11 protein-coding genes are annotated in these 13,042 nt (G+C 54.2%); 7 read left to right on the forward strand and 4 right to left on the reverse strand.

The features are described 5' to 3' along the window. Positions 1–56: 56 nt before the first annotated feature. The 5 genes from ACCI49_RS02930 to gcvH all read left to right on the forward strand — a co-directional run bounded on the left by ACCI49_RS02930 (position 57) and on the right by gcvH (position 5,814). The gene (locus tag ACCI49_RS02930; protein WP_371837479.1) at positions 57–1,040 is read left to right on the forward strand and encodes a rhomboid family intramembrane serine protease; all 984 of its coding nucleotides are present in this window, start codon (positions 57–59) and stop codon (positions 1,038–1,040) included. 1,387 nt (positions 1,041–2,427) lie between these two features. Then, positions 2,428–2,661, forward strand: coding sequence for a prolyl oligopeptidase family serine peptidase (locus ACCI49_RS02935; RefSeq protein ID WP_371837480.1), 234 nt, complete (start codon positions 2,428–2,430; stop codon positions 2,659–2,661). A gap of 292 nt (positions 2,662–2,953) precedes the next feature. Continuing rightward, the gene (locus ACCI49_RS02940) at positions 2,954–4,069 is read left to right on the forward strand and encodes a CNNM domain-containing protein (RefSeq protein ID WP_371837481.1); all 1,116 of its coding nucleotides are present in this window, start codon (positions 2,954–2,956) and stop codon (positions 4,067–4,069) included. 203 nt (positions 4,070–4,272) lie between these two features. Continuing rightward, on the forward strand, positions 4,273–5,361 hold the full coding sequence (gene gcvT, locus ACCI49_RS02945; protein ID WP_371837482.1) for a glycine cleavage system aminomethyltransferase GcvT: 1,089 nt from the start codon (positions 4,273–4,275) through the stop codon (positions 5,359–5,361). Positions 5,362–5,427: 66 nt separating this feature from the next. Next, complete coding sequence (gene gcvH / locus ACCI49_RS02950; RefSeq protein ID WP_371837483.1) at positions 5,428–5,814, forward strand: glycine cleavage system protein GcvH; 387 nt, start codon at positions 5,428–5,430, stop codon at positions 5,812–5,814. 64 nt (positions 5,815–5,878) lie between these two features. On the opposite strand, the gene ptsP is transcribed toward gcvH, so the two are convergent. Then, positions 5,879–8,143 (reverse strand): phosphoenolpyruvate--protein phosphotransferase, encoded by a 2,265-nt coding sequence (ptsP, locus tag ACCI49_RS02955; RefSeq protein WP_371837484.1) that lies wholly within the window; start codon positions 8,141–8,143, stop codon positions 5,879–5,881. Positions 8,144–8,238: 95 nt separating this feature from the next. Then, entirely contained in the window at positions 8,239–8,745 is a 507-nt protein-coding gene (locus tag ACCI49_RS02960; RefSeq protein WP_371837513.1) for an RNA pyrophosphohydrolase, read from the reverse strand. Between the two features lie 339 nt (positions 8,746–9,084). On the opposite strand from ACCI49_RS02960, the gene ACCI49_RS02965 reads away from it, so the two are divergent. Together ACCI49_RS02965 and ACCI49_RS02970 are read left to right on the forward strand one after the other, a co-directional pair. After that, entirely contained in the window at positions 9,085–9,750 is a 666-nt protein-coding gene (locus ACCI49_RS02965; RefSeq protein WP_371837485.1) for a histidinol-phosphatase, read from the forward strand. A gap of 42 nt (positions 9,751–9,792) precedes the next feature. Then, positions 9,793–10,968: an imelysin family protein gene (locus ACCI49_RS02970; RefSeq protein WP_371837486.1), complete on the forward strand. Its 1,176-nt coding sequence runs from the start codon at positions 9,793–9,795 to the stop codon at positions 10,966–10,968. Between the two features lie 56 nt (positions 10,969–11,024). Here ACCI49_RS02970 and mepK read toward each other — a convergent pair whose 3' ends face one another. Both mepK and ACCI49_RS02980 read right to left on the reverse strand, forming a co-directional pair. After that, positions 11,025–11,558, reverse strand: a complete 534-nt coding sequence (mepK, locus tag ACCI49_RS02975) for a peptidoglycan L,D-endopeptidase MepK (RefSeq protein WP_371837487.1) — start codon at positions 11,556–11,558, stop codon at positions 11,025–11,027. A gap of 284 nt (positions 11,559–11,842) precedes the next feature. Then, a complete protein-coding gene (locus ACCI49_RS02980) occupies positions 11,843–13,042 on the reverse strand; it encodes a L,D-transpeptidase family protein (protein WP_371837488.1) in 1,200 nt (399 codons plus the stop codon).

A 13,042-nucleotide genomic window follows, 5' to 3' on the forward strand; every position in this document is an offset into this window, starting at 1 on the left:
TAAAACCTCGCCGGGATCATGCATGCCAGGCAGGCCAATAAGAAAGGTTTACCAAATTGAGCCAGTGGTTAGTTGTCTACTCGTTTCCCCTCTCCAAGAATCTCAGTGCATTGGCGAGATTTATCCAACGTTACCAATTACCGTTGCGTATCACCGAGGAAAAAAACCGGCAGTTGCTGTTAACTCCTGATGCAAATCTGGCAGAGGTGCTGAAGCCCCTGTTACAGCGCTGGGATCTGGGGGAGATAGATCTCGACAGAGTGCAGTTACAGCGCACTCAGCAGCCCAATATTTCAGAGGCGAATGTTAAGGCAATAACAAATACCGCTGAACTGGCGCGGCAGCCAGAGAAAAGCCCGGCTGATAATCCGTCCAGGAAACAAGTTTTCGTGTTGCCCAGCTTTCCCTTGGATAAAACTCCAATCAGCCTGTTGCTTATTGCCCTGTGCTTTTTGGGCTGGTTTCTACAAATTAATAATTTTTCCAGTGCACTGCTGATTTACCCCGACCAGACTGGTAGCGCCCTGTCACAGTCGTCCCTCGCCTGGCATTTACAGCGTGGGGAATGGTGGCGTTTGCTAACACCAGCGATGGTGCATTTTTCCCTGTCCCATGCCTTGTTTAATGCCCTGGGTATTTGGATATTGGGGAGGCCACTGGAGGCCCGTGGTGGCAGTATTATTTATATAATTTTAGTGATGCTCGGAGCTCTCGCCTCCAATGTCTCCCAGTATCTTTGGGAGCCGGGTGTACTTTTTGGTGGTATGTCCGGTGTGGTTTATGCCCTTGTGGGCTTTGCCTTGGTGTTGCAACGCATGGAATCCACTTGGCGTGATATCCCTCCAGGTATCCTCACTGTGGCCCTGGTCTGGTTAATATTGTGTGCCTTGGGGATTGTGACTTTTTTTACTGGAATTGGGGTTGCAAATGCGGCACATATCGGCGGTTTTTTCAGTGGTTTGCTAATGGCACTAGTGTATTGCATTTTTGGGGGGGCACGCAAGTTTTCTGCGAACTCTATTGCCAGCCGAAAAATGTGACCTCCAAAATATCCTTCCTCTCTCTGAATGCTTGTGGATTCGTATGACCTGATGTCAACGGTAACCTCGGTCTGGAAGCATTGGAGAGGCAAAAAGTTGCTTGATGGTGATGGGCAAGGTCAGTGACCTACTACTGGGTCAGAAGGAAAGAATACACTGCACTCGAAACGCGCTGTGAATACATCCCTGTAAGCTCGTAATCGGCATCCATGCCTCATACGGTCCCGAGCCAGTGTATTCTTTCTTTAGTAAGATACCAGTATTGCAGAAACGTCTGCGCCGTACTGCTCCCTTCAGAGCGTAACGGAAGCAGACCTGCCGAATAAATCAAAGGGTGGGGTTAGCTGAGCGCTTACTTTTAGTCGTCGTCCACATTAGAGTTCATAACCGCTAAGCATGGGCTGCCCGGCCCAGCGCAAGGCCCATCTAGCACATAGGTAGTGCGCTTATCACAACCAGAAACTCCATAAGTTCTGAAGCTCAATTTACGGATAGTTATCGATTCTGTATCACAGTTCAAATCAAATGGTGCTCTCTTGGAAATTGTTTTCTCCATATATGAAGCACAGCCACTTAAAACTATGACTATCGTACTTAGTCCAGTAAATTTATATTTCATACCAAACCCCATTTATCAATTATGCTCTTAGAAAAAGCAAATACTCCAAACTAAGTAGGTCATTGCTACCCCGGTATAACTAAGGGTACAAAATGAACCTAGCAGGAAAGCATTCATATAATGACGATTTAAGCCCGTGTTCGAACATTATTATTATGAAAATTATAAGCAAGGATACATATTATTACGCTATAACCAAATCTGGAGCTTGAGGATTTGAAAAAGCGGCGTATTAGATTGGTTTGCTATTGGCAAACCATAAAGCAACCAGGGAGTAAGTCACCGCGAGCCGGGATGCCTTTGTTGAGTTTTCAAGTTGACAGAAGATGAGCGATCCATTGACTGAGCTACACCGTCAAGTTGCACGATAGTTGCTTTAATAAGCCCTATAAGCTGACTAGCTTCTTTCATGGAAGCATTCAGTGAGTGATGTTTAAGCGATGGTTGCGCAGCTGTTGTATGCAATGTCATCTGTTTGAGCTTAACAGCCAGACTGGTATCGGTTCGGTTACCGTATTATGGAGGTGCCCAAAGTATGCAGTAAAGAGTAAAGACGACCCACCTGGTAACCTTCGGCTCCACATTGGTGCCCCCGTATGTACGTATGCCCTGATCAGTGAAAGCGGCGCTGCCGTAGCTGTACCTGAAAAGTGTATCTACGACGAGGGGGGACGGTGCTCCGACGTTTTTGGTTGGCTCGGAAGCGAAAGGACTGTCGGCAAGTAGGCTGGCCACTACACTCTCAGGTGGCAGCAAACTGGTCCGTGCATGGTTCAATTCGATATGCCGATTCTGATTATCCATGAACAAAATGACTCGAGAACACCGGTTGGTCAACCGTTTGAGTTGTGCCGCACACTGCAAGCTTGCGGCATCGAGTCACGCTTAATCTACTATCCAGATGAGAAGCATTGGATATTAAAGCCGAATAACTCACTGTATTGGTACGGCCAAGTGCGCGAATGGGTGGAGCGCTTCGCAAGGCTAGATGGAGATAGCTAAGTAGTACTGAAAGCGCAAAAACAAGGACTCCACGCGTCTGGGGGAGACTGGTATCTTGTTATGAGTGCCTCTACCGGTCCGGGATTTCAGTAGCATTTTAACCTGATGATCGCCATGGGAAGATCGGTAAACGGTGAGCTTTGTTGGTAAATTTCCCTCCTTGCAATTTGCATAGAGGGGCATGTGGATCAGCTTTTTGCGAATTTTGTTGGGATTATACCGCTCTCCAGGCTTGTTGTGTTGCCGGCAGTGCGCAAGAATTCAACTCCAATTTTGTTGTAATCAGGGATATATGTTTCTCTTAATTACCTACGTTTTTATCGCCCTCGGCTTTTCTTTTCTTTGTTCGATTGCCGAGTCGGTCATTCTCAGTGTAACTACACCATACGTGCGGTTGCTGGAGCGGGAAGGCCACAAGGCTGGCCCGTTACTGCGCAAGCTTAAAGGGGATATCAATGCCCCCCTGGCGGCAATCCTTACCTTGAACACCATCGCCCATACTGCCGGTGCGGCCGGTGCTGGTGCTCAGGCAGCGGCTGTTTTTGGCAACCAATACCTGGGGATCGCTTCGGCGATTCTGACCCTTTTGATCCTGGTTTTCTCAGAGATCATACCGAAAACCCTAGGTGCGATTTATTGGCGCCAGTTGGCCCCATTTACCGCCTATGCCCTGCGTGGCCTGGTTTGGCTGCTTTACCCATTTGTAAAAATGTCCGAGTGGCTGACCCGAGGCCTTTCCCATGGGCCAACCCTGACTGGCTTCAGTCGAGACGAGTTTGCGATTATGGCCGAAATTGGTGAGGCCGAAGGGCAGCTGGAGCAGCGCGAATCGAATATTTTACGCAACCTGTTTTTTACCCTGCGGGATCACTCAGTGCGTGAGGTGATGACTCCACGCACCGTGGTTTTCTCCCTGCCACAGGATGCGACAGTGGCCGAGGCCTACGACGAAGTGGAAAAGGGCCGCTTCTCCCGCATCCCAGTGTATGAAAACCGTGATCCTGACTGCGTTGTGGGCTTTGTGCTCAAGCAGGAACTGCTGCTCGCCTACGCCAAGGGAGAGCGCGGGCGAAAACTGGAGGAGTTCCGTCGGGAAATGTTGATGCTGCCGGAAACCGCCACTATTTATCAGGCTTTCCAGAAAATGTTGTCGCGACGGATGCAGATCAGCGCGGTGCTGGATGAGTACGGTAGCCTTGAGGGATTGATTACCTTGGAGGATCTTCTCGAGACCCTGCTTGGAGAGGAGATCGTTGACGAGGCCGATAAAACTCCGGACCGCCAGGAACTGGCCAAGCGCCTGTGGCGCTGGCGCTCTAAGAAGTACGGGCTTAAAGTGGATGAATCGGCCCAGGCGGAGCAAAATACAGCAGAGGCCAGCGAGGGCCGCGAGAGACCGGACGACTGATTCCCCCCACACCAACCCGCACTTTCTGTTACCGGTGGCCCCTGCGGAATCTTTGACGGCCACCGGCAATCTGCGCAGGTTATAGTCCCGGTGGCAGCTAGGCTTGCTGAGCATATATGTCGCAGTGTATGGCCTGCTGGCAAGGCCCGTACTCAAGCCGCTAGAATACGCCGCTTCGGAACCTGACGGACTGAGAATTAAAGATGGGAAACAGAACGCCTCTGTATGACACGCACGTCGCTATGGGCGGCAAAATCGTGGATTTCGGTGGATGGGACATGCCACTGCACTATGGGTCTCAATTGGATGAGCACAATAAGGTGCGTACCGACGCTGGGATGTTCGATGTCTCCCACATGACTGTAGTGGATATTGATGGCTCTGGAGCCCGCGATTACCTACGCTATCTTCTGGCTAACGATGTGGCCAAGTTGGATGGCAACTCTGGCAAGGCCTTGTATACCGGTATGCTCAACGAACAGGGTGGGGTGATCGACGACCTGATCGTCTATTTGCGCGATCCTGGCTACCGTGTGGTAGTGAATTGCGCAACCCGCGAGAAAGACCTGGCCTGGATGAATAAGCAGGCAGAGTCTTTCGAGGTGACACTCACCGAGCGCCCACAGTTGGCGATGATCGCTATTCAGGGCCCGAACGCCATCGCTAAGACCAAAGAGGTCCTGGGCATCGACTGGACGGCGGCACTCGACGCGTTGAAAGTGTTCGAGAGTGTAGCCCGCGGTGATTGGTTTGTGGCGCGCACCGGCTATACCGGTGAAGACGGCCTGGAAATCATGTTGCCGGGCGAAGATGCCAGTGGCTTTTGGCGTGCCCTGGCGGACGCTGGTGTGCTCCCCTGTGGCTTGGGTGCTCGCGATACCCTGCGTCTGGAGGCAGGCATGAATCTCTACGGACACGAAATGGACGAAGAGACCTCCCCCCTAGTGGCCAATATGGCCTGGACCATCGCGTGGGCGCCAGAAGGCCGCAACTTTATCGGTCGTGCAGCCCTGGAGGATGAAAAGGCCCAAGGCGTTAAGCACAAGCTGGTTGGCCTGGTTCTGGAAGAGCGTGGCGTGCTGCGTGCAGGCCAGCAGGTGTTGGTAGACGGTGCTGAAGAGCGCGGTATCATAACCAGCGGAACCTTCTCGCCAACTCTAGGTTACTCCATTGCGCTGGCGCGGGTACCGGTCAGCGTTGGTGATACCGCGGAGGTAGAAATCCGCAAAAAACTGCAGCCGGTTACGGTAGTTAAGCCCTGTTTTGTGCGCAATGGTAAATCAATTATTTAAGCGTCGCCCGCAGGTGTACGCATTGGCAAGACAATAAATTCAGATGCTTATTCAAGGGATAACAGCATGAGCGAAATCCGCAATGAACTGAAATACCTCTCCAGCCACGAGTGGGCGCGCCTGGAAGAGGACGGTACCGTAACTATCGGCATCAGCGACCACGCCCAGGATGCCCTGGGGGATGTGGTTTACGTTGAAACCCCGGAAGTGGGCAGCACCCTGGCCGCCGGTGATGAAGCTGGTGTGGTTGAGTCTGTAAAAGCTGCCAGCGATATCTATTCCCCGGTTTCCGGTGAGGTTATTGCGATAAATGAGGCGCTGGAAGATTCACCGGAAACAGTCAATTCGTCTCCCTATGACGATGGCTGGTTCTTCCGTATCAAGCCCAGTGATGTAAGCGAGCTGGACAATATGCTGGACGCTGATGCATACCGTGCAGAAGCCGAGGAATAAACCCTCGTTCTTCTGAGCATGAAAAACCGCTGCCAAGTGCAGCGGTTTTTAGTTTGGGGCGTACTTATTGGGTACCGGGTGGCTGCAGAATATTTTTCAGGCCGATCCTTTGCAAAAATGCGCTCACGGTTTGCTCGATTTCTTTAGCGCAGTCCATTTTCAATACCTGCTGCAGAAGCAGCTCAGTATCTGCTTGTCGCACCGCACGTAGCGTAGCTTTTACTCGCGGCAGATTGGTTGCGTTCATCGACAGCCTGTCGTAGCCCATGGCCACCAATAACAGGGCGCCGCCCGGCTCACCGGCAAGCTCTCCACAGATACCCACCTCGGTGCCCTCGGCGTGGACGGTGGTGGCAATCTCTTGCAGTGCCCGAAGGACTGCCGGGTGCAGGGCGTGATAGATATTGGCGACGCGGCTGTTATTGCGGTCGACAGCCAGCAGGTATTGCGTCAGGTCGTTACTACCCACTGAAATGAAATCGGCACGCTCGGCCAGCTCACGGATCTGGTAGATCGCCGAGGGCACTTCCAGCATGACCCCAAGTGGGGGCATTTCAATTTCGTAGCCTTCTTCCAATAGCTCTCTATAGGCGCGTTCGATTAAATTACGCGCAGTCTCAAGCTCGTTGAGTCCGCTGATCATGGGTAACATGATACGCAGGTTATTGAGTCCAAAGCTGGCTTTCATCATGGCGCGTACCTGCGCCAGGAATATCTCCGGGTGGTCCAGAGTGACGCGGATACCGCGCCAGCCGAGGAAGGGGTTGGTCTCTTCGATAGGAAAGTAGGTCAGAGCCTTGTCGCCGCCCACATCCAGGGTACGCATGGTGACCGGCATAGGCGCGAAGGCCTCCAGCTGCTCCCGGTAGATTTCGCGCTGCTCTTCTTCGGAGGGAAAGCGGTCGCGTAGGAGGAAGGGTACTTCGGTGCGAAACAGGCCCACTCCTTCAGCGCCGCGCTCCAGTGAGCGCACCACATCGGCCATCAGCCCGGTATTGACTAGCAGGCAGACCCGGTGGCCATCGGCGGTTTCTGCGGGCAGACTGGCCATATGGTCCAGGCTGCGGGCAAGCTGGTGTTCCTCCTCCACAATATCGTCGTAGCGACGTTTGAGTTCGGCGCCGGGGTGGATGTGCAAGTCACCGCGATAGCCATCCACCACCATATCGACACCGTCGATGGTTTCGTAGGGAAGATCCTGTACTCCCATAATGGCTGGTAGTCCCATAGCTCGGGCAATAATGGCCACATGGCTGTTTGAGGAACCCTTGACGGAAGCGACCCCGATCAACTTTTCACGCGGGACCTCGGCGAGGACCGCGGCGGTCAATTCCTCTCCCACAAGAATGGTATTCTCTGGGTAGTCGCGTTCGCTCTGCTGGCGCTGGTGCAGGTGTGCGAGGACCCTGGAACCCAGGTCGCGTACATCGGCAGCTCTGTCGCGAAAGTAGGAGTCGGACATGGCCTCGAAACGTCGCACATGCTCGAGCATAACTTCGGCCCAGGCTCTGGGTGCGCTCAGCTGTTGCTGAATGCGATCACACACCTCGACGGCCAGGGAGTTGTCGTCGAGCATACTGATATAGGCATCGAATAACGCGCGCTCCTCGCGATTGAGGTTCCCTTTAAGCTTTTCCCCTACTTCGCGAATTTCCTCCCTGGCGGAGTTTAAGGCCTGCCGGAACAAAGCCAGTTCTTCGTCAATATCGAGACACAGGGAATAGGGCACTGTGGCCAGGTTGGCCTGGGGAGTGACAATATGTGCGCGACCTATAGCAACGCCCGGGGAGGCGGCAATACCGGAGAAGTGGGTTTCCTGGCGCTGCTTACGGATGGTGGCCAGCATGCCGGTGGCCTCTGCGTGGGCAATCACCCCTGCGAGTTGTGCAGACAGTGTGACCAGGAATGCCTCTTCGCCCTCGTCGAAACGGCGTTGCTCCTCCTGCTGGACGACCAAAACACCGAGTACTACGCGGTGATGGATAATAGGGGTGCCGAGAAAAGCACTGAAGCGTTCCTCTCCTGTAGAGGGGAAATACTGAAATGAGGGGTGGGCCTCGGCTCTTTCCAGATTGATGGGCTCTTCGCGGGTTACCACATTGCCCACCAATCCCTCGCCCGGAGCTAGGTGTACCTGGCCCACTGCGCTGGGTAATAGGCCATCGGTGGCCATCAGGACATAGTTGCCGGACTGCTTATCGCGTAGGTACACAGAGCAAACCCGCGTCTGCATCACTTCGCGCACACGCCGCACAATAATTTCTAGCACCGCGGGGAGATCCCTGGCGGTATTAACTTCCTGAACGATACTGCGCAGCAATTCGAGCAATAGCTTGTCCTCGCCAATCAACGGAGAAATTCACAGGCCCTGTGGCTCTATGGGGCCTAGTGGTGCTGGGGATACTGGGGGCGAGAGGGGGGGGGCTATTCGCCTATATCGCGTAGCCAGCGTCTCTCCAGCTGTATTTGTTGTGGTGCCAGCTCGGTTAGAGCGCGCCGGTATACTTCGCGCTTGAAGGTGACCACCTTGCTGAGCGGATGCCAGTAGCTTACCCAGCGCCAATGATCGAATTCGGGTTTGTAGCCATTCTCAAAACTGATGGAGCTTTCTCGTGCCTCCAACTTGAGTAAAAACCACTTTTGCTTTTGCCCGATACACAGCGGTTCGGATCGCCGGCGAATCAGCCGCTGGGGAAGGCGGTATCGCAACCAGCCGCGGGTGCAGGCAATCATGCTGACTTGATCGCGAGTGAGGCCTATTTCTTCGTACAGTTCTCTATATAGCGCCTGTTCTGGGGTTTCGCCTGGGTTTATACCCCCTTGGGGAAACTGCCAGGCATCTTTACCACCTACCCGCCTAGCCCACAGTGCCTGACCGCGGGCGTTCAGCACAATGATACCGACATTGGGGCGAAAGCCCTCAGAGTCTATATTGCTGCTGTTCTCGCTACCCTGGCCCCGATTGCGGTTATTGGCTGCAGGGTTGTCTGTGCGATTTGACTGCTTGGCGGGCCTACGGCGGTTTCTTCGCCCGGCTTGTGCCGGCTTGCCGTCGCCCAAAATACCGTCCTCAATATTGTTGTGTGCGGCCGTGCGCTGCACTTACTTGTCTCGCATTGTTCCACAGAGGTGGATTTACAGCAATTCAGTGACGCAGTCCGTGTGATGTAACTGAGCGCGGGGTAAAATTGCCTGCCGCTGTGAGTACACTAGCGAAACCTTGGCGGTGAAATATCCTTTAGGAATCTATAGTTTACGGGAGAGTCGGCGGTGCACCTGGCAATTTTTGATCTCGATAACACACTGATCGGAGGGGACAGCGACCATGCTTGGGGCGAGTTCCTGGTGGATCGGGAGCATGTGGATAGCGAGCATTATCGCTCAACCAACGACCGCTTTTATCAGGATTATCAGCGGGGGGAGTTGGATATTTTTGCCTACTTGGAGTTTGCTCTGGAGCCGCTGTCGCAAATATCCCGTGGCCAGCTGGAGAACCTGCAAAACGAATTTATGCAGGAAGTGATCAGTGAGTTATGGCTGCCAGCGGCACAGGAATTGATCGGCGAACACCGCCGCAAGGGCCACCACATCATGGTTATTACCGCCACTAACCGCTTCGTAGTGGAGCCAATTGCCACGCGCTTGGGCGTGGATACACTGCTGGCCACCGAGCCGGAAGAACTGCAGGGCCAATTCACCGGTCGTGTAGTCGGTGAGCCCTGCTATCAGGCTGGCAAGGTGTTGCGTCTGCGCCAATGGCTGGCACATAACCCTGAATTTGAGAGCAGGGAGAAGTGGTTTTACAGTGACTCTATTAACGACCTGCCCCTACTCACTGAAGTCGAACACCCTGTGGCTGTGGACCCCGATACTCGCTTGCGCGCGGAGGCAGAAGCACGCGGCTGGCCGGTAATCAGCCTACGTGAGAGTCGCTGAATTGGAGTTGCGGCCTTTTGAATACTGCGAATGAGGAATTGAGTGAACGAACATAGCATTCGGCATCTGCTTGTAGCGTTACTGCTAGGTGGCTTGGCAGTGTTGGTAGGTTGTGAAAAAAAGCCGGTGCCGCACAAGGCAATACAGAATGTGGCTCCGCAACAGGTCAGTAAAAAGGCCGCTTCGGACCTTTCCCTAGCGATCTGGGAGGCTGGGCAGGCTCAGGTTCTTCACGCCCATGCATCCGTGGAGACCTTACAACGAGCAGTAGGGGCTCTGTTGGCACAACCCGGCGAAGACCAGCTGGAAGAGGCCAGGCTCGCCTGGTTGGATGCCCACCGGGAGTTCGCGGCAACCCTCCCTTATATTCAGCTGGCCTTCTCTCCTGTGGATTTACGCAGCCAGGGGCGCAAGCTGTTACTGGCGCTGGATAGCTGGCCCGCTCAGGCCGGTTATCTGGATACGGTGCCGGGTTATTCGGACAGTGGTATCGTCAATGATACGGCGATCGAGCTGACTCTAGCCAATTTGCGCAGGCAACATAGGCTCACTGCACATGAAGAGGCAAGTACGGGTTTTCACGCCCTGGAAGTCATGCTCTGGGGGCCCACCAGCGAGCGGACTGCGGAGGATTTTGTCGCCGACAGTAATGGGGAGAAACCGGAGGCGTTGGCAGTCAACCGCCGGCGAGAGCTGACTCGCCTGATAGCCAAGGGTATCGAAGAGGATATGGCGGGGTTGGCACGTCGCTGGCCCACTGCCGCCAACAACCTCTCCCGAGAGTATCTTGCCTTGGGACCGGTGGCGCGATTGCAACAAATCCGTGCTGCCCATACCCAGGTGATTGACGAGCAGGTATTGCCACGCCTTCCCGAGGGTTCTGAAAGCGATGTGGAAAGTGGTCGTGCTGCGGATTCCAAGCAGGCACTACTGGCGATTATGGCGACACTACAGTCCAACTGGATACCCACTGGCGGTGGTGGAATGGCAGAGGTACTGCTGGATCGGCATCAAGTGAATGCGCTGGAACAGACATTTTCTGAATTTGAGGCGCTGCTGCTGAAGATGGAGGACCCGTTTGAACTGGCCGAATTGGGGCGGCTAGCGCAGGCTCGCAAGTTGCTGGAACAGATGGCGGGCCTGATGGCGGGAACAACCCAGGTTCCGATATCTGAAAAGGATGTGATGCCGGTGTCCCTGCCGGTCACTGAAGGCTGAGAAACGCAAAATCCCGGCCGGGGCCGGGATTTGCATTCAAAGGGGCTTCTACAGTATTACCAGCGGCGTACCGGGCCGGTATCTACATGTACGAAGTTGCTCTTCGGGTAGTAACCAACTCCACCGGCCTTTAAGTCCAGCGCTGCCCGTCGCAATTTTGACAGGGGTACACCAGGCATACGGATATCCATGGCCATACCGCGAGTGTGATAACTACGCTTGGCAACTCCGCGGCCTGCAGCGCGTAACTTGGCGTTGGTCTTAGCCGAACGGTACCCGGAGATAATCTCGATGGTACCTTTATAGTTGAACTTTTCCTTCAGTTTGTAAACGATATCAAACAGTTTCGGGTCCATTCGCGTCACTTCGTTGGCTCGATGGTCACGCAACAGCTTGTTGAACTGCTTCAGGCCACCGCTACTGTAATCGCCGTTTGTCCAGTAGGCGGCCTCCAGCTTCTCCCCGGTGTGCAAGTTGCGCATTTTCAGGGTGCGGGAGCTGCCTACTTTAGCGAAAGTCGGTCCGGCGCTGACCGCCGCCGCAGTTGCGCAGGTCACTGCCAGGAATCGACGTCTGGATGGATTCTTCATAATTCCGCCTCGTCGTGAAGTCTCTTCGGCGCACCTCTAGTGGAGTGGCGCATCCGGGTACGGCGGAAAATGTACAAAAAATAACCAGTCGTTACAAATATTGACCTGTTAATTTAAAAATATTTGAAGGCTCTGGTTGGTAAATTTTTGCTTACACACTAATGACTAATGTCGTAGAGACCCCAGATATCAGCCCAGTCAACCAAAGGTGGGAGACAGCGTTGTCATTTTCGCGGTTGGCATAAAAAATCATTTTTCTGCGACTGTCAGGTTTTGGCGGGTATCTATCGTGGCGTCAGGAGAGGTAGATCTACGGGTAGCTCTTTGCTGTCGCGATGATAGATGTCGCGACGGAATTGCGGACGGCCGTCAGCATCTATCCAAGCTGTCATATACACAAGATAGAGTCGTGGGGCGGGTTTGATGGGGACGTTGACAGGCTGGTTGCCTGTTGTGGCCTGAGCTACACGGGTTCTGTCCCAGCCCTGAGGTTTGAGCAGTGAGTAGGCCAACTCTTCCGGTTGTTGCAGTCGCACACACCCGTGACTGAAAGCGCGTTGCTGTTCTGAGAATAGGCTCTGTGCCTGGGTATCGTGCAGGAAAATGGCCTGTTTATTGGGGATCACGAATTTCACCTTGCCCAGAGTGTTGCCCTGTCCACTGACCTGGCGCAGGGTGGCGTGACCGCCGGCGGCGCGGGCAAGGCTTTCATCGGTAATGGGAGAGGTGTTTCCACTGCGGTACTGGACTACTCGATAACCACGGCGGTGCATGGCGGCGGGGTTGTGGCGGGCTTTGGGCAAGAGTTCGGTGATTAGAATACTGCGGGGTACTGTCCAAGTGGGGTTAAACACCACGCTGGTGATGCGGCTGCGCATATTCGGGGTGCGGCTGCTGTATTTGCCCACTACGGTTTTCATCTCCAGTTTGACCTGCCCTTCCTCCACTAGCTGCAAACGGTAATCGGGTATATTGACCAGAACGTAGCGGCTGTCCTTGGGCAGGGTTAATCTGGACCATCGGTCTGCATTCATGGTCATCTGCTTGGCTCTTTCCACTGGGGAAATCGCCAGGGCAGCGAGGGTTTTATCATCGGCAACGCCTGTTGGTGTCAGGCCATGGCGGCGCTGGAAGCTTTCGAGTGCGGATTGCAGAGCGCTATCGAAGCGCAGGGCATCTTTCTGCGGGTAAGGCATAGGGCCTGGCTGTCCGCGATAGTCTCCATAAAGCTCCAGTAATTTGCGTAGTTGCAGTACTCGCTCATTTCTATCCCCGGCCTGTAGCGGCCCTCCCTGGGCGATGGGGCGCCAGCGCTTAGCTATCTCTCGATATCGACTTGCTTCGACACGCAGTTGCTCGCTGACATTGGCCGGACTCAATGCTGTGGACTCCCTGATGGCCTGGGCACTCTGTATCGGCGTTGCAGAGGCAATGGCCAGGCTCAACAGAGCCGCGAGCCCCAAATGGCGGGGATATCGGGCCAT

The organism is Microbulbifer epialgicus, assembly GCF_041447265.1.
Taxonomy (GTDB): Bacteria; Pseudomonadota; Gammaproteobacteria; order Pseudomonadales; family Cellvibrionaceae; genus Microbulbifer; species Microbulbifer epialgicus.